Annotated in this window: 25 protein-coding genes; 11 read left to right on the top strand and 14 right to left on the bottom strand. The window is 46.0% G+C overall.

The genetic code is table 11. The annotated features are described in order from the left end of the window. Positions 1-98: 98 nt before the first annotated feature. The 3 genes from EYR25_RS03485 to EYR25_RS03475 form a co-directional block, all read right to left on the bottom strand. Complete coding sequence (locus tag EYR25_RS03485) at positions 99-575, bottom strand: GNAT family N-acetyltransferase (RefSeq protein ID WP_133178563.1); 477 nt, start codon at positions 573-575, stop codon at positions 99-101. A 185-nt stretch (positions 576-760) separates the two neighbouring features. Continuing rightward, entirely contained in the window at positions 761-1,495 is a 735-nt protein-coding gene (locus tag EYR25_RS03480; RefSeq protein WP_133178562.1) for an LrgB family protein, read from the bottom strand. Further along, positions 1,495-1,929, bottom strand: a complete 435-nt coding sequence (locus EYR25_RS03475) for a CidA/LrgA family protein (RefSeq protein WP_133178561.1) — start codon at positions 1,927-1,929, stop codon at positions 1,495-1,497. The genes EYR25_RS03480 and EYR25_RS03475 overlap by 1 nt, the downstream gene beginning before the upstream one ends. 121 nt (positions 1,930-2,050) lie before the next feature. Between EYR25_RS03475 and EYR25_RS03470 the strand changes: the two genes are divergently transcribed. Continuing rightward, positions 2,051-2,941, top strand: a complete 891-nt coding sequence (locus EYR25_RS03470; protein WP_133178560.1) for a LysR family transcriptional regulator — start codon at positions 2,051-2,053, stop codon at positions 2,939-2,941. A gap of 2 nt (positions 2,942-2,943) precedes the next feature. Here EYR25_RS03470 and EYR25_RS03465 read toward each other — a convergent pair whose 3' ends face one another. Beyond that, positions 2,944-3,768, bottom strand: a complete 825-nt coding sequence (locus EYR25_RS03465) for a hypothetical protein (RefSeq protein WP_133178559.1) — start codon at positions 3,766-3,768, stop codon at positions 2,944-2,946. A gap of 371 nt (positions 3,769-4,139) precedes the next feature. Between EYR25_RS03465 and EYR25_RS03460 the strand changes: the two genes are divergently transcribed. From EYR25_RS03460 to EYR25_RS03450, 3 genes are read left to right on the top strand one after another with little or no spacing between them, the layout of a single operon-like run. Then, complete coding sequence (locus EYR25_RS03460; protein WP_133178558.1) at positions 4,140-4,874, top strand: basic amino acid ABC transporter substrate-binding protein; 735 nt, start codon at positions 4,140-4,142, stop codon at positions 4,872-4,874. A 5-nt stretch (positions 4,875-4,879) separates the two neighbouring features. Continuing rightward, positions 4,880-5,560 carry an amino acid ABC transporter permease gene (locus EYR25_RS03455; protein WP_133178557.1) on the top strand — a complete coding sequence of 227 codons (681 nt, stop codon included), beginning with the start codon at positions 4,880-4,882 and terminating at the stop codon, positions 5,558-5,560. Then, the gene (locus EYR25_RS03450; RefSeq protein WP_133178556.1) at positions 5,553-6,278 is read left to right on the top strand and encodes an amino acid ABC transporter ATP-binding protein; all 726 of its coding nucleotides are present in this window, start codon (positions 5,553-5,555) and stop codon (positions 6,276-6,278) included. Before EYR25_RS03455 ends, EYR25_RS03450 begins: the two co-directional genes overlap by 8 nt. 448 nt (positions 6,279-6,726) lie before the next feature. Here EYR25_RS03450 and EYR25_RS03445 read toward each other — a convergent pair whose 3' ends face one another. Further along, complete coding sequence (locus tag EYR25_RS03445) at positions 6,727-7,188, bottom strand: DUF4265 domain-containing protein (protein ID WP_165953458.1); 462 nt, start codon at positions 7,186-7,188, stop codon at positions 6,727-6,729. Between the two features lie 645 nt (positions 7,189-7,833). Beyond that, a complete protein-coding gene (locus tag EYR25_RS03440; RefSeq protein WP_133178554.1) occupies positions 7,834-8,844 on the bottom strand; it encodes a substrate-binding domain-containing protein in 1,011 nt (336 codons plus the stop codon). A gap of 370 nt (positions 8,845-9,214) precedes the next feature. On the opposite strand from EYR25_RS03440, the gene nfsB reads away from it, so the two are divergent. From nfsB to EYR25_RS03425, 3 genes are all read left to right on the top strand, one after another. After that, positions 9,215-9,868, top strand: coding sequence for an oxygen-insensitive NAD(P)H nitroreductase (gene nfsB / locus EYR25_RS03435; RefSeq protein WP_133178553.1), 654 nt, complete (start codon positions 9,215-9,217; stop codon positions 9,866-9,868). Positions 9,869-10,189: 321 nt separating this feature from the next. Then, positions 10,190-10,834, top strand: a complete 645-nt coding sequence (locus tag EYR25_RS03430) for a DNA-J related domain-containing protein (protein ID WP_133178552.1) — start codon at positions 10,190-10,192, stop codon at positions 10,832-10,834. Positions 10,835-11,087: 253 nt separating this feature from the next. Next, positions 11,088-11,840 (top strand): thiol:disulfide interchange protein DsbA/DsbL, encoded by a 753-nt coding sequence (locus EYR25_RS03425; protein ID WP_133178551.1) that lies wholly within the window; start codon positions 11,088-11,090, stop codon positions 11,838-11,840. A gap of 140 nt (positions 11,841-11,980) precedes the next feature. Here EYR25_RS03425 and EYR25_RS03420 read toward each other — a convergent pair whose 3' ends face one another. Together EYR25_RS03420 and hemG are read right to left on the bottom strand one after the other, a co-directional pair. Beyond that, a complete protein-coding gene (locus EYR25_RS03420) occupies positions 11,981-12,508 on the bottom strand; it encodes a cytochrome b/b6 domain-containing protein (protein ID WP_133178550.1) in 528 nt (175 codons plus the stop codon). Between the two features lie 40 nt (positions 12,509-12,548). Further along, complete coding sequence (gene hemG, locus EYR25_RS03415; RefSeq protein ID WP_023268415.1) at positions 12,549-13,070, bottom strand: menaquinone-dependent protoporphyrinogen IX dehydrogenase; 522 nt, start codon at positions 13,068-13,070, stop codon at positions 12,549-12,551. 440 nt (positions 13,071-13,510) lie between these two features. Between hemG and EYR25_RS03410 the strand changes: the two genes are divergently transcribed. Together EYR25_RS03410 and EYR25_RS03405 are read left to right on the top strand one after the other, a co-directional pair. Continuing rightward, on the top strand, positions 13,511-14,716 hold the full coding sequence (locus EYR25_RS03410; RefSeq protein ID WP_133178549.1) for an MFS transporter: 1,206 nt from the start codon (positions 13,511-13,513) through the stop codon (positions 14,714-14,716). Positions 14,717-14,854: 138 nt separating this feature from the next. After that, positions 14,855-15,697, top strand: coding sequence for a TIGR03899 family protein (locus EYR25_RS03405; RefSeq protein ID WP_023268417.1), 843 nt, complete (start codon positions 14,855-14,857; stop codon positions 15,695-15,697). Between the two features lie 18 nt (positions 15,698-15,715). Here EYR25_RS03405 and cysC read toward each other — a convergent pair whose 3' ends face one another. The 5 genes from cysC to cobA all read right to left on the bottom strand — a co-directional run bounded on the left by cysC (position 15,716) and on the right by cobA (position 21,499). After that, positions 15,716-16,333 (bottom strand): adenylyl-sulfate kinase, encoded by a 618-nt coding sequence (cysC, locus tag EYR25_RS03400; protein WP_133178548.1) that lies wholly within the window; start codon positions 16,331-16,333, stop codon positions 15,716-15,718. A 48-nt stretch (positions 16,334-16,381) separates the two neighbouring features. Further along, a complete protein-coding gene (locus tag EYR25_RS03395) occupies positions 16,382-18,106 on the bottom strand; it encodes an SLC13 family permease (RefSeq protein WP_133178547.1) in 1,725 nt (574 codons plus the stop codon). Positions 18,107-18,109: 3 nt separating this feature from the next. Then, positions 18,110-19,552, bottom strand: a complete 1,443-nt coding sequence (cysN, locus tag EYR25_RS03390; protein ID WP_086902092.1) for a sulfate adenylyltransferase subunit CysN — start codon at positions 19,550-19,552, stop codon at positions 18,110-18,112. A gap of 129 nt (positions 19,553-19,681) precedes the next feature. After that, positions 19,682-20,590 (bottom strand): sulfate adenylyltransferase subunit CysD, encoded by a 909-nt coding sequence (cysD, locus tag EYR25_RS03385; protein WP_133178546.1) that lies wholly within the window; start codon positions 20,588-20,590, stop codon positions 19,682-19,684. 78 nt (positions 20,591-20,668) lie between these two features. Then, on the bottom strand, positions 20,669-21,499 hold the full coding sequence (gene cobA, locus EYR25_RS03380) for a uroporphyrinogen-III C-methyltransferase (protein WP_133178545.1): 831 nt from the start codon (positions 21,497-21,499) through the stop codon (positions 20,669-20,671). 430 nt (positions 21,500-21,929) lie between these two features. Between cobA and EYR25_RS03375 the strand changes: the two genes are divergently transcribed. Then, positions 21,930-22,814 (top strand): phospholipase A, encoded by an 885-nt coding sequence (locus EYR25_RS03375; RefSeq protein WP_133178544.1) that lies wholly within the window; start codon positions 21,930-21,932, stop codon positions 22,812-22,814. 186 nt (positions 22,815-23,000) lie between these two features. Next, positions 23,001-24,548, top strand: coding sequence for a S41 family peptidase (locus EYR25_RS03370; protein ID WP_133178543.1), 1,548 nt, complete (start codon positions 23,001-23,003; stop codon positions 24,546-24,548). Between the two features lie 53 nt (positions 24,549-24,601). Here the strand turns inward: EYR25_RS03370 and EYR25_RS03365 are convergent, their stop codons facing one another. Then, positions 24,602-26,338, bottom strand: coding sequence for a hypothetical protein (locus EYR25_RS03365; RefSeq protein WP_133178542.1), 1,737 nt, complete (start codon positions 26,336-26,338; stop codon positions 24,602-24,604). Between the last annotated feature and the right edge of the window lie 25 nt (positions 26,339-26,363).

Here is a 26,363-nt window from a genome sequence, read left to right as displayed (position 1 = left end):
GAGTTGTATGTAGATTGATTATGGTTTGTAGGAAATTGACATAAGGTTTCAAATAGCTTGAAGAGTTAAGCCGTTTTCCTACTCACAACACAGCCGCACTATAACAACTTAAATTCAATCAATGGGGCGACATCCCCTTCTTCTTGGATAGTGTTCCCCGTCTGAATAAACCCATGGCGCAGCAACACCCGCTGGGACGCCACATTATGCTGAGCCACATGGGCAAAGAGCGGCCTTGAGGTCACTAAAGGTAAAAACGCGCTTAAGGTTAGTGTTGCTACCCCACGACCCCAAAATGCACGGTCGATCCAGTAACCAATCATCGCCTGACCATCCATATGCCAATGGCCGATATTGCCAACGAGCAAGCCATCGACTTCTATCCCCCGTGCCAGCACCGATGCCTGCCCGAGGATATTTTGCTGCCAATGAAGGTAAAACGCCTCGCGATCCCGCGAGGGAAACTGTGCCAATTGGGATGCTATCGGATCCTGCTGATGGGTGAAGATCAATTCCAGATCGTCTTGTCCTATGGGTCTCAATGTCACATTCGATACCCGTGTTTGCTTATCCATCCTATATCCCTATTCGATTTAATTGAGTGTCACTAGATTTCAACATTCGCCGCCAGCTAAAAAAATGGGCGCATAACCCAAGCAGAGGTTAGCGCCCTAAGAGGCAAAACAACATCATTTAAACAAACAAAATCGCAATAAAGGTGGAGAAGATTAACGCAAGTTTAGCGAATAACTGACTCACTCTAACTGAAAATCACGGCAAATACGGGCGCGCCCAGCACCATGGCAATCCCAATAAAAATCATGGTTAAACTGGCAATAACGCCCTCTTGCTGGCCTAACTCACTGGCTTTTGCGGCGCCCGCACCGTGGGCCGAGGCGCCCAGTGCCACGCCTTTACCTAAAGATGTACGAATGTGCATCAGCTTGAACAGCGGCTCGCACACTAACATGCCGATAATGCCAGTGATAAGCACCATCATGGCGGTCAGCTCTGGCACACCGCCGAAGGCGCTTGTGGCCTCCATCGCAAAGGGCGTAGATACCGAGCGCACCAATAAACTCTTCGATAACTCGACTGGCAGCGGCACAAATTTCACTAACAGCCAGCTGGAGATCATACCCAGCAACAGTCCTGCTATCACCCCAAGGGCAATGGTCAACGGATATTGGCGAATAAGTTTACGCTCCCGATAAATCGGCAAAGCAAATGCGATCGTCGCAGGTGCCAACATCGCCATTAACCAATGGGTATATTCAAAATAAGTTGGCAGCGGAATATCGAGATTAAACACTAAGAGCGTTATCACCACAGGCGCGAGCACAATCGGCGCCAACCACCACACACGGTGGAGCCTGTATAATCGCTTGGCCGCAAAGTAACAGAACAGCGTTAATAACAAGCTGATAAGCGCCAATCCCGTCTGCGAAAACAGCAACTCAGAAACAGCCTCAGGGCTTAAGTTAAGGCTCAACATTAGGCGGCCTTAGCATGGCGGCGTGCATGCTTTTTGATATTGAGTTGACGCTCGAAACGAAATACTCGGTCAACCACAAATCCCGTCCCCACCATCACGCACACACTGCCCACCACTAAGGTGAAGAGAATATTCACCCCATATTGCTCAAACAGGCCTTCGTACTTGATCACAGAGATCACTGGCGGGATAAAAAACAGCAGCAACTCACCTATCAGCCAAGCGGCACCAAGCTGCACGGCGTTTTCGGGGATTAATTTAGTCGCAAGTAAAATCAGTAAGATACCTAGACCCAGCACACTACCAGGCACAGGTGAATGCGCCCAAGTCGCAAACCAATGGCAGGCGAAAGACAATAAACAGAAGAGGCCAATTTGAGTTAACAATAAAGCCCCATGACGGCATCGACGTATTGCGGCTTGTAGGAAAGACATGCGGTTTCTCGATTTACACTAAAAGTTGCTATGGGATTATTTTAGGCTTGCCTATTTGATAAAAAAAATGAATATTAAGAATGTAATCCATGAATTTTAAGAATGAATTATAGGGAAGATAATGGATCTTAAAGTGCTGCGTTATTTTATCGAGATCATCGATGCCGGCGGTTTTGGTAAGGCCAGCGAAAAAGTTCACCTCACCCAACCCGCCCTTTCCAAGGCGCTGCGCCAATTAGAGGAAGAACTGGATCTCGTGCTACTCGAGCGCGGCAAACGTGGCACTCAGGTCAAACTCACCCAAGCGGGAGAAGTGGTCTATCGCCATGGCAAGGAGTTACTCGCTGGCCGACAACGCATGTTGGCCGAACTCAGTGCCCAGCGCAGTTTAACTGCTGGCGAATTAAAACTCGGTCTCGCGCCGCTCGGCAGTGCTGAGATTTTTGCTCCTATTATTGCCAAGTATCGCCAGCAATATCCGCAAATTGATATGCATCTGCTGGTGCGCGGCGGCGTCGAGCAAACCTTAGCGATTCAAAAGGGTGAAATCGAACTGGCAACCGGGATTATCAACCTCGACGATGGTTACCACGGCATTCGGGTGTTTAACGATCCTATGGTGGTAGTGCTGCCCAAGGAAAATCCCCTCACCTCACGGCCAATACTGTCAATCCACGACTTAATCAATGAGCCGCAAGTGATGTTTGAGACCGAATATACCTTGTATCAACTGGTGTTAACCGCTTGCCAACACGCAGGATTTACTCCTAAAAACATCACTCGAGTCAGCCAAGCCGACTTTGGTATCGCTCTGGTGGCAGCGGGAACAGGTGTGATGATACTGCCGCGCTCTATTGCGCGGCGTTACAGCGTGTCGGGGGTGGTGAATATTCCATTGGCGAGCGATGAACTGCGCTGGGAGTTATCGCTATTTTGGCGCAAAGAACAGGTATTGTCCTTTGCGGCGCAGGCGATGATTGCGTTAGTGGAGAAACACTTAACCCAAAAGTAATACTACCAAGGCACGACTAAACTAAGTCGCACTAAGGTATCGTTATCCCAAGGCAGGATGGGTAAGTAATTGGGCGAATTTACGCTCACCTTAGCATAGGGGTCCAAGTTATATTCAGTATGTTCAACATACAGTAACCATTGGCTACCCTTTTCCCAATAATCGGTGTCATAACTCAGGGTCAAACGGTATTGATTCTCAAGCCATTGGTCGCCATCGTTCCAGGTTTGAGCGGCTAAATTCAGATCAAATTTTGGCGTAAAATCAACGCCAAAACTGCCCATCACAGTATAAGCAAACTCGCTATTACCAAAGTCACCCCGATCGTAACCACGGGTGCGGGGGACGTCATCATCGATTTCTAAATAGTAATAGCCCGCGCCCGCTTTCAGCTGGGCTTTGGTTTGTTTGCCATGATAATTGGCTGTGAGGCCGGGAAAAAACTTCGCCTGCTTCTCCACTGAACTTACGGTGTTACGCTTGCCCTGCAAATCCACTTGCCACCCTAAGGACAACTCGGGAGAAAAACGATAAAGCTCTCCAAGAGCGGCATATTCCGATTTGAACCACATTGGAATATGGTCAGGATCCAGCTTATCCGTATCAATATCGATAAACATATCCAGCACCGCAGACAAATAAATATCCGATGCAGTGGTATGTTCAATCATAATATTGCCGTTGAATCCAAAGGTATGTGAACTCTCCTGCTCCACAATAAAATCATGTATCCCCATGGTGTAATGCCATTGGGTGGATTCTTCTGCACTGACTGAGGTGGTTAAACCGAGAAGGAGTGCCACTGGTGCCAGAGTTAGGTATCTCACATTTCGCTCCATAAAATACTGTTTAATACTGCATTAAGATTAGATGATTTAAGTGTAATTTAATGAAGTTTTTACCATTTGTATCTGAGATAGTTCATAAAAATCCATCCCTTTCGCCAAAGTGAATAAAAAATTGCATATCTCGCGGTTTAAAACCGTGAAATTGCTATTCACGGTCACCCTAAACAATTTGGTAACTTTTTAAAAATCTATTGATATCAAATAACACTATCCTATTAAACATAGAATCCTATCTAAATTACCCACACTCACCAATGAATTTTTAATCATTTTTAAAGCATAATTATTGACACCCATGCTGTATATCCCTATAGTCGCCACATTGCGAGTCATTCAAAAGAGAGTCTTAAATGAAAAAATCCATGTTATTAGGCGGCCTAGCGCTGACTGCCACCTTGTTGTTAGCTGGATGTGGGAAAAGCAACGATGTTTTAGTGGTTGGTACCAATGCGGCCTTCCCGCCCTTTGAATACGTTGGAGGACAAAGTGGCGACGAAATCAAAGGCTTCGACATTGAACTTGCCAAGCAAATCGCTAAGGATGCCGGCAAGACGCTTAAAATCGAAAACATGAAATTCGATTCACTGATCGTCGCGCTAAACTCTGGCAAGATTGATTTTATCGCCTCAGGCATGACCATCACTCCAGAGCGCCAAGCCAGCGTTAACTTTTCGGAGCCCTACTACGAAGCGACTCAAGTGCTGCTCGTGAATAAAAATAACGACACCATTCATACCCTTGATGACATTAAAGATAAACACTTTGCGGTACAGCTCGGCTCAACCGCCGATATGATGTCTAAAAAATACACCCAAAATGTCACGGCGTTTAACACAGGCTTTGAAGCCATCATGGAACTGAAAAATGGCAAAGTCGACTTAGTGCTATTCGACAGCGAGCCCGCGGCGAACTATCTGGCGAAAAACCCCGATCTCAAACTGATTAAGCTGGATTTTCCTCCCGAGTTTTATGGTTTTGCCGTCTCCAAACAGCAACCCGAACTCCTCAATAGTATTAATCATACGCTGAAAAACCTGAAAGAAAGCGGCCAGTATCAGGCACTTGTTTCAGCCCATATCAAGTGATCCCTATGTTAGAAGCAATCAATACTTCGTTGTTTAGCCCGATTGGCGACGACGGCATGATAGGCATACTGCTGATCTTAAACGGCTTAAAAGTCACCTTGACTGTGACCTTCTTCGCCATGTTATTAGGCGCAGTATTAGGCGTGGGCACCACACTGATGAAGATGTCATCTAAGTGGTATATCCGCTTTCCCGCCGAACTTTATGTTGGCGTTATCCGCGGAACGCCTGTAGTGGTGCAGTTAGTGATCCTTTACTTTATCGTACTGGCAGCGCTCGATGTCGATAAAATTACTGCAGCCATTATCGCCTTTGGTTTAAACAGCGGCGCGTATATCTCTGAGATTATTCGCGCAGGGATCCAAGCCGTCGATAAAGGTCAAACCGAAGCAGCTCGCTCGCTCGGCCTGTCACAGGCGATGACCATGAAGCTGATTATTCTGCCGCAGGCGATTAAGAATATTCTGCCCGCGTTAGGCAATGAGTTTATCGTGCTACTCAAAGAAACCGCCGTAATTGGCTTTATTGGCGGCGTTGATTTGATGCGGGCGGGCGAGATTATCCGTAGCCGCACCTTTGAAGACAGTATCCCACTCTTTACCTGTGCACTGATTTACCTGTTCCTGACCTACAGCTTCACATTTATGCTGTCGAAATTCGAAAAGAGGTTGAAGCAAAGTGATTAACATAACCAACCTACACAAAAGTTACGGCGATAATGCGGTCCTTAAGGGCATCAACGAACATATTCGCCAAGGCGAAGTGGTGAGTGTTATCGGCCCCAGCGGCAGCGGTAAAAGTACCTTTTTACGTTGCATCAATCTGTTAGAAAAACCCACCCAAGGGGATATTGAAATCGAAGGGCAATCCATTACCGCCAAGGATGCCTGTGTCGATAAATTGCGGCAAAAAGTGGGCATGGTGTTCCAAAACTTCAACCTATTCCCCCATAAAACCGTATTGCAAAACATTACCTTAGCACCTGTAAGCCTAAAGTTAATGACCCAAGCCGAAGCCGATAACAAGGCGCTGTCGCTGCTCACTCAAGTGGGTTTGCAGGATAAAGCCAATGCCTATCCTTCGAGTCTCTCGGGTGGACAAAAACAAAGGGTTGCCATTGCCCGCGCGCTGGCGATGGAGCCGGACCTGATGCTATTCGATGAGCCCACCTCGGCACTCGATCCTGAAATGGTCGGCGATGTGCTGGATGTAATGAAGGACTTAGCGCAAAAAGGCATGACCATGGTGATTGTGACCCACGAAATGGGTTTCGCGCGCGATGTTTCCGACAGAGTCATCTTTATGGATGGCGGCTATGTGGTGGAGTCCAATGTCCCCGAGGAACTATTCACCAGCCCCAAAGAAGCCAGAACCCAAAGCTTTTTAAGTAAGGTGCTGAGGTAATAAAGACTTATACAACATTGAAAGGTGAACAATGGTATTTGCTTGATGAGACTCTGCATGCTTTGAGACAGAAGAGCGTGAAAAATTGAAAGGCTAATATCACTGCTTAGTCATTAAATTCATGCCCATGTTGAAAGGCGAACCATGGTGTTTGCTCGACGACACGCAGCGAGTCCATCCGTGGATGCTCGACCGCCCCGTCCTTGGGGCGGACGGTCGTCTCGCTAATCACCATGGCTCACCCTTTTAGCATCGGTGTAGTTTGCAGGTTTTAAAGAAACACACAGCATGCTTTGGGACATAAATGAGTTAGGTTATTAACTCTAACTCGTCATTCTCAGATGAAAATTTCTATGGGCTAACGCCTCAAACACCGGCTTGGTGAAGATGGCGGCTTTTTTGAAACAAAAAAGGTGACAGCTTTACCAAGTCCGAGTGCTTTGACTTGTTAACCCTCAAGCTGATGACCACAATGCCCCTCCTCAAACGACCATACGCCATTATCTTCGCCAGCTTGAAGCAAGCTATATGCTTGATAGATATCTGTTTGCGATGGAACATCGATAGCAATTACTGTTGCATCATAACCCTCGAAGTTACAACCAATTTCTTCTAGTGGCTTCCAATACTTTTCAAATTCTGGGTTGTGTTCTGCGCCCCGCTGAGATGGCATCATGAGCCTGTAGGTAGAATGACCGCCGCCGGCAACAACCTCTTCAACGATTGGAAACGCCCTGCCTTCTTCGATAACTACACGAACCTTATCGCCACACGAAAGTCCATAAGCGAAAACTGGCACATTATCAATTTGATAAATGTCGCCCTCTATAAGAGTTCCCCATAAGGTTTCTGACCCGTAGTTGTGCCAATCAGATTCTGGCAGCTCTACTTCCAATTTCGTTTGTGGCAATGAACTCTCCATTGGGGTTAACATTTTATTAGTGCGCATGCGCGTTTATCACGTTAGACCAGTAAAAATGCGCACAGTTAACTATCTGTTTATGCAGAAGTTATCAGCTTTTTATAAAATACACCATCTGGAAAAACGCGCATGCGCGTTTTCCAAACCTATTAACTAAAACTCATCCTCTATAGTCAGTTGATTTTATAGCGTTTTATTTATTGCGGATGGAATTAGTGCGCACTGATTTTGTCTAAAAATCATACCAAACACCTAAATCTAAATACGACTGTATACCCATAGATTGTTAGTCGATTTCTGGTAAGGCCAAACATAGGCAAATAGATAAGAATTTGTATGGCAGCAGGAGTGGGAATTATCGGTTGAGCTAACGAGCCGATACACGGAATGGGGCAAAAGCGCGTTCGCCCGAAGCCACCCAAAAATAGTAAGAGTCGCACAACTAGGCTAACCAAGTCTGATCCACTGTCATGTTTGAATATTGATAGGTTAAGTCAAACTACTCCAAGCAACAGATGGCCGATGATCTTTTATCACCAACTTATGGATATAAAAGACTGTGCAAACATCTGTTTGTGACTTCTTTGGGGCTACACACTCTAAAACTGTTTCTAGAACATAACCTCTATGGCATTACATTCCCGCAGGTTTTTCGCAGGTCTCATAGTTCTGTTGAGTACAAAAGGTCACAGGTGTGTAGATAATGTCGTCGTATTTTTGTTTGGTGACAATTTTATATAAGGTCAAAATGGCCTGCCTACCCATTTCATAGGGACTTTGACCAATGTTGATATGGGCAAGGCGGTCTTTCAACATAGCTAATTGCTCTGGAGAGGTGTCGGTAATAATAATGACGATGTCCTTTTTATCGATTTTATCTTGATAGGGTGCCATCATTTCTCGGTAGAGGGCTGCATCATTTTGTGCCCAACCACCAACGGAAACGAAGGAGTCGGCCTTCACTGGCTTACCTTTCATCACGGACTCCATTTGTTTAACCGCTTGACTAAGTTGGTCAAAATTAAACAAAGGTTCCCGCACTTCAGTCCAGCCCTGCTCGTTATTTAGCATTTTCCCGGGAGGAACACTGTATGTAGTCCCTGATAATGCGGAGCGAACGCCCATCAGTCTTAAATTCAAATTGGGGGAATCTGGTCGCCCAGATTGTATGATTAACGTCCCTCCATTAGGCCGTAATTTTTTTAATTCCTCCCCTAATGATTTACCCAGTTCAAAATTGTCAGTACCGATATAGGCTAAGCGAAAATTCTTGGGATCTTGGTTAATAGAAGCATCAAAGTCAGAATCATAGGTAACAACGGGTATGCCGGCTTCCTTTGCTCTTTTAAGGCTATTTTCAATTAAATACTTAGATTGGGTAACCGCAACGGCAATACCATCAACACCTTCGTCAATAAGCTGATTTATCACTTGATCTTGCAATCTCACACTACTTAATTCGGGTCCTCGGTAGATACACTCAACCCCTTTTATTTGTGCAGCGGCGTCAACACAACCGGTTTTACTTTGGTCAAAGAAAACACTATAAAATTTGGGAACAACTGCAAATTTAAGCTCTTTCCCATAGCTGGAAGACAGTGGTAATAGACTAAGCGCAATTAGCAACATACATAATCTCGCCATACATTCCCCTAAGTAAAACTTTAAGCTCGGCTTAATAAAAAATGTAGCAAAAGGAATAGATTAAACCACACGTGCTACAACTGTATTATGGAGGATTTTTGATCTAACTCAGCATTTTTGGCATCGACCATATCCCTGTTATCAACAAAACAGCACTCAAAAATTTGTTTAACCAGCCATAACGCCATTAGCTGACTCTTGCTATTAACAGCTATTCAAAAAAGTCCCTAATCATTTCATGACGCAAAACGACTATTAATTTCAAAAATATTTTGAAACTGATAGCTGTTTTGATCACATTGTTTTTTACCCAAACCCGCTTAAAATGCTGAGGTTGAATTTGTATTCCTAGATGATTTGGAGCCGTTACATGAGTGATTTAAGTTTTCTCGCTAAAAAGCGTTACACCACTAAGGCCTTTGATCCAACCAAGACGATTCCTGCCGATAAGATTGCCGAAATCAAGACCTTACTGCAGTTCAGCCCATCATCGACCAACTCGCAGCCTTGGCACTTTGTGTTAGCAGGCACGGCGGAAGGCAAAGCCTTGATCGCACAAGCGACCGAAAACTATGCCTTCAATACTCAAAAAATTCTCAATGCTTCCCACGTAGTCGTACTGTGCACCCGTACTCAACTCGATGAAGCCCATTTATTGCAAGTGCTAGAGCAAGAGGCTAAAGATGGCCGTTTTGCCAATGAAGAAGCCAAACAAGGTCAACATAATGGCCGTTCTTTCTTTGCCAATATGCACAAATTTGAATTAAAAGACGTCCAACATTGGATGGAAAAACAAGTGTATTTAGCGCTCGGTACCTTAATGTTAGGCGCAAGTGTACTCGATATTGATGCTTGCCCAATTGAGGGGTTCGATGCCACTAAACTCAATCAAGTCTTAGGCTTACGTGAAAAAGGCCTGTGCGCTTCTGTCGTGGTCGCTCTAGGTTACCGCTCTGAAGAAGATTTTAACGCTAAGTTACCTAAGTCGCGTTTAGCGCAAGAGGTTATCTTTACCGAAATTTAAGTCATTAGCTCTTAGCCAATCTAAGCTAAAGACGATAAATGCCCTTGCTTACATAGATAAGTAAGGGCATTTTTATTGCTTCCACTCCAGACTATCACAATACAATTATCACAGTTAAAACCAACCAAAGTCGGAGTGACCAGAGCCCTAATTGCTCTAAAATCCATCTTTGCCTACACTTTGCACTGTGGCATAGTGTGTACCTAATGCGTAAATTTAATGGCTCAGAATAAGATAAAAACATTAATAATCTTATAGATATAGGGAAACCTTACATTTCGCCACTCTTGCTTGATAACAACTTAGGATGGGACTGTCAGTATGCTACTCGCTAAACCTTCACTCAGTGCAGAAGCTCAATCGGCAAAGGTATCGACAACCAAGGGCGATAACCCATTAATCTGGCCCGTGTTATCCGTATTACAAGCCTCCAACCAAAGTTGGAAAATCCACCATCTTGCGACTGAGTTGCAAAATAGAGGACTCATTCATCAGTTAGATGAAAATCCAGGCAACGACCTCTTTAAACGTAATTTTTTACTGATGAATGCCCTGTTTGAGTTGCAAGAAATTCTGCTACCTAAGCAGTGGTTGCAAGTCAAAGCCATGCAAATCCAAATTTTCCGCCTAGTCCCTTCTAACGTTAACCTATTGATAATGGAAGATACTTCCCTGCGGGAATACTATCTTGATTGGAATAACTACGACACCAGTGAAAATGTAGTTCGCGAATTATTAGAGGCCTTCTGGAGCAGTTATAAGAGCTATATTGGCTTGAATGTGAATTTGATGCACAAGGGCCATGCCCTGAGAGTATTCGAGTTGGATGAAAGCGCCACACCAAGGGACATCCGCAAACAATGGCGCCGTTTAGCGCTGAAATGGCACCCCGATAGACCCGAAGGTGACGCCGCGCGTTTCCGTGAGGTCTGTGAGGCTTGGCAATCCCTGCGGGATATTGCTTAAGTTTTCCCTTTTATAACTGTGATCCCCTTTGCAGTCCTGCAATTCTTATGGTTAAACTCCAGCGGGATCACAGATTTAGTCCAATATCCGCAGCTGAATTCAGCGATAATTAAGCATCTCAAACTAACCTAAAACCATAATCTCGCGGGTAAAAGCCCAGCGTATTTTTCAGTTTGAAGTCATCTCGCCAATTGAGTTAATTGCGCATCCCAATCGATACGATGAATTCACGCTAACCGACTTTGAGGGTTCTATGATCAAACCAATCGCCTTGGCTGTCGCCTTAATCGTTGCACCATTTAGCACCTTTGCAGCTAATTTTGTTGAAGGTACTCACTACACTCAAATCTCTGACAAAGCCCCGAGTAGTGAGCCAAAACTGACCGAGTTTTTCTCCTTTTATTGCCATAACTGCTTCAATATGGAAACCAACTATCTGCCTGATATCAAAGCGAACCTAAACAAAAGCATCGCATTTGATACTAAGCATGTTGACTTTATGAATAGCGACATAGGCACCGAAGTGATGCGCTCACTGGCTGTAATTCAAGAGTTAGATAATAAAGATGAATTAACCCACGCCATGTTTGCCGCGATTCAAGGGGAAGAAGGCGCTAATGGCCATGACCACAGCGCACCAGGGCACAAGCACGAGTCACAAATCAACAGCCGAAACGACATTAAACAAGTCTTCGCTAAGTTTGGTATCGATGCGGCCAAGTACGACAAACTGGCCGACAGCAAGAGTACAGATGAAAAACTCGCCCTATGGCGTGCCCAGCAGAACCAATTCCGCGTTGAAAGCGTTCCCGCTTTTATCGTGAATGATAAATATGCGGTTAACTTAAGTAGTATCAAAACCTTAGATGAATTAATTGGCCTGATTAACTATCTTGCCGTCGAAAAAGATGCTCAGGCACCTAAGAGTTCTGGCGGTAGCGTAAACTGGTTATTCTTAGCCTTTGCCGCAGCAGTTGCTCTTGGCCGTCAAAAACGCTTGAGCTAATCAACTCAGGTGGTTCGGTGAGGTATCAATAGCATAGAGAATTGATACTCGCCGAACCGCTCAATTTATTCGTAAGCCAATGTGTAATATCGGACGGCAACATACAGGTTGATGGGGTAAATGAAATACTAACGAGGGAATTATTGTCTTATAAATTCAATAATATGAGTTGCAGCAAGAATCAGATGGACAACTAAAAAGCCGATAAAGAAATCGGCACAGATTTGATGATATCCACGCCATATCATCGCGAGCGGGGTACCTTGATACATAAACCATACCACGCCAGTTAATCCTGTAGCCACCAGCAGTAACATGCCCATACCTTCAACCGTACTGAATAAGCCCTTACCGCCCGCAACGGGTAATTTGCCCTTAAACAGCCCTTTAATGTCCTGCGCTAATTGGCCCCAATCTCCCACTAACCAGGCAAAGTACTGGTGCCATTTCCCTTGAAGGGTATTGCGCAGTAAAAATAAAATCCCCAGAGCAGCGCAAATTAATCCAAGGTAAACATGCAGGTAATCCCAAATGCTGGCATTAGCGCGCAGGCTTCTGCCAATAAAAATCCACGGGCTAGTACAGACGAGTAAGGCAGAAGACAGCACAATCCAAACGTGCAAACGTGCCAATAAAAAACCGAGTGCCTGCATTAATTTTTCCGACATAGCTGCTTACCCTTGTGACAGACTTATTCCATTAACCCGTTTAGGCTTGGTGGATCTGAAGGCCAAACTCATTCACTTTTTGCCAGTCTGTGTATTCAACATTGGTGACAGGATCCGTAGGCCCCTTAGTTAACCACATGATAAAGCGTATGATATTTCTATCGAAAGCATTATAACCTTGGTAATTGAGATTGCCGCCAAACACTTGTAATAGGGTTGGGCGCCAAGTCGTTTTACTTAAAAATGCTTGCATGTACGGGTTGGTTTCTGGGGTGTTTTTCTCGGGTTTACGGGCGACTAAACTGACTGAGAAGAAACCGCTCACCTTTTGCGTGAGGATCTGTTGATGCTTTTGAATAAATTCGTACAAGGTCGGATTATGTTTTCCGTGACGAATACTGGCACCAATAATGATCTTATCGAAGGATTCCATCGCTGGAACAGCCTTAATATCCGCAATCACCACAGAATTACCCAACTCTTTAAGTTGCTGCGCTAACTGATTGGTGATTTTACGAGTGTGACCATGAACACTGGAAAAGATGATCAGAATTTTTTTCACTTAAGCCTCGATTATCTCAACAAAAACAAGAAAAAGCGGCCAGAAAAAAGACAAGACGGCGGCTTTATGTTGACCTCAACATACCGTTAAAAGTGGGACTAAATCCCTCGTAATACAGAAGATAACGACGATATACACAATGCGCCTGTATTAGGAACAACTCAGATAACGGCATTTAGGTTTATCACGCAAAAAGCAAACTGCCTATTACGATATTGCATACTAGGTGATTTAGTCATCGATTTACATGAAATAGATCACGGGCTTAGCGCCAAATAAACACTGGATATACGGTAATTCTAGCTTGCTCACAAAAATAAATATCCGCTTCATAGGGATCAAAATGTTACAAAATCAGAAATCTGACTAAGTGCTCACTGGTAGCTAATATGGGGTAAAAGCATTAGCATTTGTTCACTTATCGCCTGAGTTCCCCATTGATGAACACAAATAAAACCCCAAATCCCAAGGCATTACTGCTGTGGATGACCTTTGTTATGTCGCTGGTCTTCGCCGTCTGGCAAGCCCTGCTCAATAACTTCGTGATTGAAAAAGCGCAATTTACCGGTGCCGAAATCGGTATGCTGCAAAGCCTGCGGGAAATCCCCGGCTTCTTGGCCTTTACCGCCATTTTTGTATTGCTGTTAGTGCGCGAGCAAGCCTTCGCTCTGCTCTCGTTAGCCCTGCTTTGTATTGGCGTGGCGATTACAGGCTTTTTCCCGCAGGTGTTGGGGTTATATCTGACCACAATTCTGATGTCAGTTGGGTTCCATTATTTTGAAACCATTAACCAATCCCTCACCCTGCAATGGGTCGATAAACAAGACACCGCGGCATTTATGGGTAAAGCTCTCGCATGGCGCTCGGCGGCGGCCTTAGTAGGTTATGGCAGTATTTGGCTAGTCATGACCTGGCTAAAGTTAGATTACTGGCATATGTACTTGATTATTGGTGTATTAGGTTTACTGATGGTGATCAGTATGAGCCTGTATTACCCACAGTTTGATACCCATGAAGTGCAACATAAAAAGGTGATCCTGCGTAAACGCTACTGGTTATATTACTTACTGACCTTCTTCTCTGGCGCCCGTCGGCAGATTTTTATGGTGTTTGCAGGCTTTATGATGGTCGAGAAATTCGGCTATAGCGTTAGCGAAATCACCGCCTTATTCCTTATCAACTATGTAGTTAATCTGCTTTTCGCCCCAGCAATTGGCCGCTTTATCGGCCGTATTGGTGAACGTAATGCCCTCACAGTGGAATACATTGGGCTGTTTTTTGTGTTTGTCAGCTATGCCCTTGTCGAACAACCCCATATGGCCGCCGCGCTCTATGTGGTTGACCATTTACTGTTTGCGATGGCGATTGCCATGAAAACCTATTTCCAAAAGATTGCCGACAGCAAAGATATTGCCGCCACTATGTCGGTCAGCTTTACCATTAACCATATCGCCGCGGTCATTATCCCCGTACTCTTAGGCCTGTTGTGGCTAAGCGATCCCGCCCTAGTCTTCTATATAGGTGCAGGCTTTGCAGTGTGCTCATTAGTATTGGCTCTCAATGTGCCGCGTTATCCATCACCCGGTAATGAAACCTACTGGGCATGGCCAACGAAGGCGATAGATAAAGTCCACCTCGATAGCTAACGCTTTGCATAAAGTTCAATCGTTGAATGCAAAAAAGCAATCTAGAGCAGCGACTTAAGGATTACAATCGACTAAGCTGATGTGCGGAATAAATAAGTATCCCGCATATCAACAGCGAATAGGTCACAGGATTAAGGCATGAAGGATTCAGATATTTTAATGCTTGCGGATGAAGCAGCCCCCGCAGCGGAAGTGTCAGCCCGTAAAAAGGCTCTGCTACTCGGGCGCCAACTCGGGCTTGCCAGCGAGCAAGAATATCGTCCCGCCAATGCCTCTATTGCCGAGCGCGCGCAGCATAGGGAGCGTAAACTTGCCAGCCAATACCAGGCCAATGTTGAAACCATTTTCGCCCTCGCCTTGAGCTATACGCCATCGGATGTCACAGGAGTCGATCTCGATCCCGACTGGAGTCATCAATTTTTTCTGATGGCCGAACAAATTCACAATCGAAAGATGCAGGATCTCTGGGCACGCATTCTCTCCAGTGAAATTATCAATCCGGGCAACTTTAGCCTACGCACCTTAGCGCTACTCAAACAACTCACCCACAGAGAAGCACAAATCCTCGAAAAGGCCTTGGGTATGGCGGCCAAAGTCAATAATGAACAACGCTTAAAACTCATTAGCGGCTATCGACTGACTGGCGGACTCGGGCAGTATTTTCGCAAACATACGACCATCACCTTGGGACTATCGCAATTTGGGTTACCCTACTCGAGCATTCTTACCTTGGTCGATGCGGGGATCCTTCACAGCAGTGAGTTCGAAACCGGTTTACTGAATAGCAAAACTCCGATCCAACTCACTATGCCCGGTATCCAAATGAAGCTCACCCCAAAGAGCGGTAACTTGCTGTTTAGCTACTATCGATTAACGCCGATTGGCGATGAGCTGGCACAACTCGTTTTGCCTAAACAGGACCATGAGTACCTCAAAGCACTCCAAGCCCTGTTTGCCAAGGATTTCAAAATTGAGCAATAATCGCGAAGAAGCTAACGACTAAGCCGAAGCGGTTAACCGACTGGAATTAATAACGCCTATCGCCGTTAGATAATCAATCAATGCACTGACTTGGGAAGATAAATCCCCTTTACTGGTATCAATTGTTAACTCCGCAGAGAGGGGTGCCTCATAGGGTGATGAGATACCAGTAAAGTTGCTGATCTCACCGCGGCGAGCCTTAACGTACAAGCCCTTAGGATCGCGCTGCTCACATATGTTAAGCGGTGTCGACACATGCACTTCGATAAATTGCCCTTCAGGAAAACGTGCCCGTATGCTATCGCGCTCCTCGCGGGTCGGCGAGATAAAGGCTGATAGTACGACTAAACCCGCATCCACCATGAGTTTTGCCACTTCGCCGACACGGCGTAAGTTTTCATCCCTATCGGCGACGCTAAAACCCAGATCCTTACACAAACCATGGCGTACATTGTCGCCATCAAGCAAATAAGTGTGAAAGCCCGCCTCAAACAGTGCGCGCTCAAGCGCCCCTGCCAAAGTCGACTTACCCGCACCAGACAGCCCAGTAAACCAGAGTAACACTGGATTTTGCCCCTTAAGTTTGGCTCTGGCCGCTTGGTCGACGCTATGTTGGTGCCACACAATATTGCTCATAAACACTCCTCAAACCTTAGGTTGAGTAACAACCTAAGACAAAAATCATTAAAACGGAAAGATAACTGGCACCATAAAAATCACTATCAGGGAATAAAGCACAGATAGCGGTAACCCTAAGCGCAAAAAGTCACTGAAACGATAGTTACCCGCGTTAAACACCATCAAGTTAGTTTGATAGCCATAGGGCGAAATAAAACTGGCACTGGCACCAAACACCACGGCCATAATAAACGGCCTTGGATCAACGCCATAATTCAGCGCCACCGCATAGGCAATCGGAAAGGCCAAGGCCGCCGCGGCATTATTGGTAACGAGTTCCGTCAGCAATAAGGTGACTAAATAGACCCCCACAAAGGCGCCAAATACCCCATAACCATTGATGGTACCGAGCAAGCCTTGCGCTAACCCATCGGCAAGACCTGTGCTCATCATCAGGTTCGCCAGCCCCAAAGCACTGCCGACTATCACTACTAATTCCAGCGGGAAACGACGCTTAAGTTCAGATAAGGTCACGGCGCCAATGGCAAAGTAGCTCAGCAGTAATAACACCAATCCTTTTGCCAAGGGTAAAATCCCCGCCAGACTCAGGCCAATCGTCAGCACAAATCCGGCTAACACGATACGACTACGTTTAGTGTCTAAACGCACATTTAAATCGAGCCCGCTTACGGCGGCAAATTCGGTACTCAGCTTAGCATTGGTGCTAAAACCATCCCCTGGCGTCAGCAGCAACACATCGCCTGGTTGTAATACGATATCGCCCAAACCACCTTTTAACGGATGATGGCCGCGGCGAATCGCCATAACCGCCGCATCAAACTGCTCGCGAAAACGAGATTCCTTTAAGCTGCTGCCCACTAGACTTGATGAGGGTGCTAACACGGCTTCGACTAGGTTTTGCCCCTTGGCTTGATGTTTGCCAAACCAATCTAGGCCATCGAATTGATGCAACAGCTCCACCGATTCCACCGCGCCACTGAAACGCAGCACATCGTCCGCCTGTAACACTAACTGTGGCGGAACCGGACAAATACATATACCGCTGCGCTCTAGCTCGACTAAATAGAGCTTTTTCAGGGCTCTTAATTTGTTATCCACCACGCTGCGCCCAACTAAAGGCGAGCCTTTGGCCACGTGGGCTTCCAGCAGATAGGGCAGAGTTTCTTCAGTCGTATCCTCTCGCCTGTCGGGTAAGGTATTAGCCAATACAATCAGCAGCACTATGCCTAACAGCACAATCAGCGTGGCCACTGGCGTGAACTCAAAGAACCCCAGCGCTGGCAAGCCCGCGTTTTCGACAAACGAGTTGACGATAAGGTTAGTGGAAGTACCAATTAAGGTCAGCGTACCGCCCAGAATCGCCGCATAGTTAAGTGGTAACAACAACTTAGCCGGAGCATGCGCCTGATTACGGCGCACCACTCCAATCAAAGATGCAACAACGGCGGTGTTATTGGTAAAAGAGGACAACAGCGCCGTCGAAAACCCCAGTTTTGCCATAGTCACCGCAAGCGAATTATTGCCAATCACTTGGCTTAACTTGCCCAGCAGTGAGGTTTTTTCCAGTGCCGTCGCCGCCAGCACCAATAACACCAGTGTGACTAAACCTGTGTTGGTAAAGCTAGTTAGCGCCGTGTCGAGTGATACCATTCCTAGGAGGTAACAGAGTAAAAAAGCAAATAAAAACAACACAGCGGGATTAATGCGGCCGGCGATTAAGCCAGCCACTAATCCAAACAACACTATAGCTAATAGCCACAAGTCACTCACGTATTAGGCTCCAAGCTTTGAAATATCGATCGCTTGCCAATGCGGGAAGTGCTTACGCACCAGCGCATTAAACTCGATTTCAAAGGCGCTAAATTGTGAAGACGCTTGCTTGTTCACATGCTGTCCCGATACCACCATCACAGCCGCAACAGTAGCATTGGATAAACGGTCAATCAGGATCATGCCGCCAGTATCACGTACCAGAGAATAGGCATCGAAAACGATATCTTCGGTCAACTCTAAGGTCACGCGGGCGATGGCATTGAGCCCTAAAGTGTCGGCGCTGCTGCGCGCAAGCGTGTTCACATCAACCACATAGTCGATTGCCGTCACAGAGGCTTGGGTCTTCTTACCCGCAACTTTAATGTCGTATAACTGGCCGAGTTGTAATGGTTTTTCATCCATCCACACTAGGTCAGCCACGATTTGATTGGCAACCTGTGGCGCACTCTCTGGCAGTGCCAGTAAGTCACCGCGGGAAATATCGATTTCATCTTCTAAGGTGATAGTGACGGCTTGCCCAGCCGTTGCTTCGGCAAGATCCCCATCGAAGGTCACAATGCGTTCAACCTTGCTACGCTTACCCGAAGGCAGCGCAACCACCTCGTCACCCACCTTGATAACGCCAGAGGCTAAAGTACCGGCAAAACCACGAAAATCGAGATTGGGTCGCGACACATATTGCACTGGGAAGCGTACAGGCAAGGCGCTAAGTTCACGTTGGGTATCAATGGTTTCGAGTAACTCCAGCAGCGTGCCACCCTGATACCAAGGCGTATGTAGACTCGGCTCAACCACGTTATCACCATTGAGGGCCGATAAGGGCACAAAGTGGATATCTAAGTCGCCAAAATCTTTTACGAACTCACTGAAATCATTACGGATACGATTGAATACTTGCTCATCGAACCCGAGTAAATCCATCTTATTAACCGCGACCACAAAGTGGCGAATGCCCAGCAAAGAGGCAATAAAGGCATGACGCTTAGTTTGAGTCTGCACGCCGTAACGCGCATCCACTAAGATCACCGCTAGGTCACAGGTTGAGGCACCAGTCGCCATATTACGGGTGTACTGCTCATGGCCTGGGGTGTCGGCGATAATAAACTTACGCTTATCGCTTGAAAAATAACGATAAGCCACATCGATAGTGATGCCCTGCTCGCGCTCGGCTTGCAGACCATCCACCAACAAAGCCAAGTCTATGGCTTCGCCCGTTGTGCCCATCTTAGCGCTATCATTTTTTAAGCTGGCGAGTTGGTCTTCGTAAATCTGCGCGCTGTCATGCAGTAAACGGCCAATAAGGGTGCTCTTGCCATCGTCTACGCTGCCGCAGGTTAAAAAGCGCAACAAACCTTTATGTTGTTGCTGGGCTAGATATTCTTTAACCCCGTGCTGACTAATTTCTGCCGCCATACGATTGGTTTTATTGACCGCTTTATCCATCTTTATCTCACTCTTATCTTGCTCAACTGTTCGTGAAATCACTGGTACTTGATTGCTCTAAAAGCCTTCATCGGGACATTCACGAAATCGGTTTAATCTGTCTCTAACCTGCGCTCGAAATGCCTTGGTTTAGAAATAACCTTGGCGTTTCTTCTGCTCCATCGATGCACTCTGATCCGAGTCAATCAATCGCCCTTGGCGTTCGCTCGAGCGAGTTAACAGCATTTCTTCGATGATTTTTTCGAGATTATCCGCCTGCGAATGCATCGCCGCCGTCAATGGATAACAACCTAAGGTTCTAAAACGCACCACTTCATGCTTGATGGTTTCGCCTTCTTCAAGCTTCATACGCTCATCGTCGGCCATAATCAGCTGACCGCCACGCTCAACCACAGGGCGCTCGGCGGCAAAATACAGTGGCACTAACTCAATGTTTTCTTGGTAGATATATTGCCAAATATCGAGTTCGGTCCAGTTAGATAAAGGGAAGACACGAATACTTTCGCCCTTATTCACCGCGCCGTTATAGGTGCGCCACAGCTCGGGGCGCTGATTCTTGGGATCCCATCTGTGGTGACGATCGCGGAACGAATACACCCGCTCCTTCGCGCGGGATTTTTCCTCATCGCGTCGCGCACCGCCGAATGCGGCATCGAAACCATATTGGTTTAAGGCTTGTTTTAAGCCTTGGGTTTTCATGATGTCAGTGTGCTTGGCACTGCCATGATCGAAGGGATTAATCCCTAGGGCAACGCCTTCGGGGTTGGTGTGGGTTAATAATTCAAAACCAAACTTTTTCGCCTGCGCATCACGAAAGGCGATCATCTCTTTGAATTTCCAGCCCGTATCCACGTGCAGCAAGGGGAATGGGATCTTGCCGGGATAAAAGGCTTTACGCGCAAGGTGTAACATCACCGAAGAATCTTTTCCGATGGAATACAACATTACTGGATTGTCGAATTCGGCAGCGACTTCACGAATGATCTGAATGCTTTCGGCTTCCAGTTGTTGTAAGTGGCTTAATTCACGCCCGGCCATACTCTTCTCCGTTTACCTAAAATGGGCTGCCAAAGGCAGCTGAATTTAACTTAACTATTTCTAAAAAATCTGATTTAACTAAATTTTTGCCACAATCTTGGCGGCATCCGCGGTATCGAGTGCTGACTCGCCCTCACCCTTAGGCTGGAACCAATTTAAGCTGTCAGCTAACGCAACCACTTCGCCAATAATCATCAGGGCGGGCATTTGCAATTGCGGATCGGCCGCGAGCTGTTCGAGCGAATCTAATTGGCCAATAAAACGCTGCTGCGACTGAGTGGTCGCCTTCGACACTATCGCCACTGGGGTTTGTGGGCTACGGCCAGCATCGATTAATCCTTGACGAATAATGCCCGCATTTAAAATCCCCATATACACAACTAAGGTATTGTTTGGATTAGCGTAACCCTGCCAGTCCATCGGACGGCTTTCAAGCTGACAATGGCCAGTAATAAAGGTTACCCCTTGAGCATAATCCCTGTGGGTTAATGGAATGCCCGCATAGGCCGAAGTGCCACTGGCGGCGGTAATGCCAGGAACCACTTCAAATTCGACGCCCGCTTCGACTAAGGTTTGTAACTCTTCACCACCGCGGCCAAAAATAAACGGATCGCCGCCTTTGAGTCGTACCACGTTTTTACGGGTATAGGCTTTAGTCACCAGTAACTGATTAATTTCATCCTGCGCAGCACTATGTTTACCAGCACGTTTGCCAACGGCAATCTTCTCTGCATCTTTGGGGATCAAATCGAGGATATCTTGGCTGACAAGCGCATCGTATAGCACTGCGTCGGCGGACTTAAGAATGCGCCAAGCCTTGAGGGTTAATAGCTCCACGTCTCCGGGGCCCGCGCCAACTAGCCAGACTTTGCCCTTCGCCCCTTGGCCCGGTAAAGATAAAATTTCCATCACATTCCCCGATATGAGATCAATGTGTTGCAATATAGCCCTAGTTATATTCCTTAATAAATATAAAATCATTAATTGTTATATCAAAAAGAAATAACAACAGGGCTTCGAATCAAGCCAATTCACTATACTTGAGGGCGGCAAAAGCGCCACAGGCCTAAAAATAATTTAAACAATTGAAATAAAAAGATAAATCAATATTTCAAAGCTGATTTTCCGGCAATCAAAACTTGCATAAAGTCACATAACCGCACTATGTTATTGCTAAAAATTCTACTTAGTTGCTTCTTTAGATCACGAAAATAGGTTCAATATCGCCATAACCAAGTTGGGCAAATGGCAGGGTTTCTCACAATAGATCCACAAACTAATGTTAAGCTGGGCAAACAACGAGAAAGCGTAAGGCAAACAGACACATCAAGGAGGGCCGATGTCCCTATTTTATAAAGGTATCGCATTAATTGGGCTGTTAACTTGTACTGGACTTCAAGCGGAAGAATCCCTTGTTGAAGGAAGAGTACAGGACGAGCTAGCCACCTCAGAACGTCCCTTCGTGATCACGCCGCATAAAGTGAATTACATTTTACCCGCCACCTACAATCCCGATCCCAATATGGCGCCCTTCGCCCAAGATGCGGCCGAAAACGACTATACCCTGGACGAAATGGAAGCTAAGTTCCAGATAAGCTTTAAATTTCCTCTTTGGTATAACGTGTTTGGCGACAATGGCCACCTGTTTTTTGCCTACACAAACCAATCCTATTGGCAGCTGTATAACAAGGATATTTCTTCCCCGTTCCGTGAAACTAACCACGAACCCGAAATCTTTATGCTGTTTAACAATGACTGGAAAATCGGCAGCGTGACCAACTCCTTCTGGGGCTTTGGTGCGGTACATCAATCGAATGGTAGATCAGGGTTACTATCCCGAAGTTGGAATCGCATCTATGGCACTATGATTTTTGATGCCGGTCCATTGGCCTTTGCCACTAAGGTGTGGTGGCGTATTCCTGAGGATAAAAAAACCGATATCCATCAACCCCGTGGAGATGATAACCCTGACATCGATGAATACATAGGTAAAGCCGAGTTTGTAGGGGTTTATGGCATCGATGACCATAGATTCACCCTCACCCTAAAAACCAACTTTAAAGATATTGACCGAGGCTCGGCAGAATTTACTTGGAGCTACCCGATAATCGGCAATTTACGCCTTTATACTCAATATTTTAACGGATATGGTGAGAGCCTTATCGACTATAACCATCATAATCAACGTATTGGTATTGGCGTTTCCCTAAACGATATTCTCTAGTCTCTTAACCGTGACAAGGCACAAAAAATAGCCATAATTCTATGCTGACTGATGAGAACTGCTGTTAAATTGCTCAAATGGACACGAGCAAAAGGTGCGCTCAGGTGATTTATATTGCCAAAATAGACATTTACATCGATAGTCGCACACCTTTTTAGCAGTAAAAGTAAGTTGTCATGGAGGAATATGAATTTTAGCTATCGCACTGTCGTTAGTTTGCTGGGCGTGATTATTTGCGCGAGCCTTATCAGGCTCGCGTTTTTCGCTATTCCTAAAAAAGCACAACCCACGCTAACGACCAAAGATATTCGCCAAGATCTCTATATTCTGTTTGACCAAATTGAGCAACACTCGGCATTTTACGCACTGGACCCACAGACCAATGAGCAGCAGCTCAAACGACTGGCAGGGTTAATCACAGCACAATATCAAGATGTTGTACCTAAAGAGCGCTTCGCCGCCGAGCTCACAAAACTACTTAATACCTTAAAAGACCCAGGGACACTGGTTGCGAAAGTCGAAAATAGCAGCGGCGAACTGCCCTTAACACTCAGGCCCGTCAACGAGCAATGGCTCGCCTTGGACAGCCAAAATAATCCCATCAGCGCCGATTTTCCCTTTATTACCCATATCGATGGCATTCCCTTAAGCAAATGGATTTCGGCCAGCCAAGCCTATTTATCTGAGCCTGCAAAAAATAGCCAAGAGATGCAGCTGATTTGGCTCAAGCGACTCAATTTGCTGCGGGAGGACTTAGGCTTAAGTATCAAACCCCATGTGCTTATCAGCTTAATTAATGATGATTTGCAGACCACGCAAGTGACTATCGCCCTGCCGCAACCATCGAAAACCATAGTTAAACCGATTGAGGATGAGGCTGAGCTGAGTTTTGAAAGCCTGATCACCCAACTCGATAATTTGGCCCCGACGGCGCCAATCAGGCCTGATTATTCATTAGAGCAGATTAATCCGACGACAGCACGGCTCAAGATTGATGATCTCTATGCCTTTGAACTCGATAAAAGACAACAAGACGCCCTACGCCAAGGCATGGAGCAACCATTGTTGATTGTCGATTTGAGGCAAGCGAGGGGCTTTAGTCCTAAATTACTGACCATGTTGTCGCGTTATCAAGATATGCAGCCCAATACTAGCCAGTATCACTCGGCGGTTGAACAAATCATGGGATTTGCTCACTACCGCCGCTCGCCAGAACTGAGGAATGATTATTTAAGGCCCCTAAATTTTAGGCCGCTCGAGGCACTGGAACTCAGCTCGCCTCGACTTAAGGTGTTAACGAGGCGTCTACCAAGCATAGATGAAAGCCGATTTAGCCCTTGGTTTGTTCGCACAAAACCCGAAGTTGTAGCCGAAGGCAATAATCGCCTTGCGCTGCTTGTCAGTCCTTTGTGTAAACAGGAATGCGAGTGGATAGCCTACCGCACTAAAGCTTGGTCTAGGGTGAATCTGATTGGCGAAAAAACCTCGGGGGATTTTGCCAGACAATATCAATTCACTTTACCTAACAGTGACTTAGATGTTCGCTTTAGCAGCTCACTTACCTATGACGCCGCGGGCGAGCTGCTTTCAGGAAAAGGCACTGAGCCGGATATTTGGCTGCCACAGAACAGCGATATTGAATGGCAAGGGCTGGTCAGTTTAGTGCGCGCTGCGAAACCGAAATCCATAGACACGCCCCTCGGTTCTCAACCTAAGTTAGCGCAAGCCAATTAACAAAAAAGCCAGCAATCTGCTAGCTTTTCGATTAACACTCTAAGGTATCAAGCTTACTTCTTCTCGCTCGCTTTTGAGTTCATCACAGAACCAAACACTATACCCTGTTTGTTCACATCGAAGCTCATTTGCACGCGCATATTGTAATCTTTCAGCATTTGCAGCTCTTCAGGAATCGGCTCGCCAGTCAATTCTAATAGCGTTAACACTGGGGTAAACATCTTACCGTAATCAGCCGACATGCTGTAAAGCCCATTGGCCGATGGCTTTTCGCCAGCCAGTTTATTGGCTAACGCTAAGCCTTTATCGCCAGAGTAAACCACTAAATGTTGTCCCTTAATCGCCAGCATCGGCTTGATGTTCATCTCAGGTGGCAACATTAACAGTGGTGATAAGTCGGTAGGCTCGCCATTATCCGCAACTTGCAGTTCAGCCAGCATAGGTGCAAAAGGTTTCACCATATTGAACAGCATTGAAGGATTATCAGCCGTTAAGCTCACTAAGGCATCTAAGCTTTCAAGCTTAGGCTCTTGGTCCTGTGTGCTCATCTTATAATCAAGCAATGACAGGCTCACACCTTTAACGCCGTTAGCCATGCCGGTAAACATACCCAGCATCGCAGGGCTCTGTTGGCTTAATTCAGCTTGCAACTCGGCAAGCGGAGCACAGGTTAACTGCGGCTTTTGCAGGTCGTCCCAAATCGCCGTCAGTGAAGGCGCAACTTCGTTAACGTCAATCCCCAGCCCCATAGAGAAGATAGTGCTGTTAATGTCAGCTAAGTGGGTTGGAATGTAGCCGCGCATTTTTTGCAATGCGGTTAAGATTGCCTGATTTTTGCTTTCAACCACAAAAGAGGCCGCCATATGACTTTCTTTTTCGGTCGAACTAAATGCGGTTAATCCCGCAACAGTACGAGGCCAGTTAGCAGCAATGGCGGTTAGCTCAGTTTTACATTCAGGAGTACGGATTTCCGCTAACGGATCTTCACCTTGGCTTTCTTCCGCCATGAATTGAGTAAGCTGTTTGCCTAGCATATTGCCATCGGGAGAGGTAATCGCTTTAACAATCTCAACGTGGTTGATAAAGCTGATGCTATCTTCCATAAAACCATGAGTTTTAATGATGTCTTTCAGCATGCCTGAAGCGGCTAAGGATTGAGTAGGTTTCTTTAATCCAAAGGCCATTTCTAAGATTTCTGGCTCAATCGTTGTGCCAGATAAGGTCACAGTTAAGATGCCATCTTTATGGGCAAATAACAGGTCAACCTTCTCAGTAGAACCTTCTTCAGCAAGTGAATAAGCACGATAATCAACGCCCGCTAGGGTGCGCTTCTCATGGGTGAAGCCGCTGTCTTTCTCAGCTTTATCCAAGACGGCCCAGAATGCATCGATTTGATCCACATTGGTTTTAAGTACGGGGATCACGCCCAAGGTATAGAAAAAAGGCTCGACTTCATTTGGTAAACCAAAGGTCTTAAGCAATTGGGTTGGATTTTTTATCCCATCCATATACTGCGTATAGATGCTGACAAAGAACTTGGCCATAGGGCTATCTAATTCGCCTAATTCGGCCAACGAATCCGTAGAGTATTGCTGGTAATTGCCAGAAATAGATTGCAGGTAGTTTTTCAGTGGGAAAGGTTTTAACTGACCTGAAAATACTGGGGTGTCGGCAGGGATAAAATCAAGCAAAGGATTGGCCGAAGCACTCGAGCTAGTTCCATGCTGAGTGTACCAATAAGCACCTGCTCCCGCTGCAATAATTGCCGCAGCAATAACAATCTTCTTCATCTAAAACTCCATTTAATCATCGTCA

Origin of the sequence: Shewanella decolorationis, from assembly GCF_004354305.1 — a bacterium.
GTDB classification, from domain to species: domain Bacteria; phylum Pseudomonadota; class Gammaproteobacteria; order Enterobacterales; family Shewanellaceae; genus Shewanella; species Shewanella decolorationis.
This window is presented reverse-complemented; position numbering and strand designations above follow the sequence as displayed.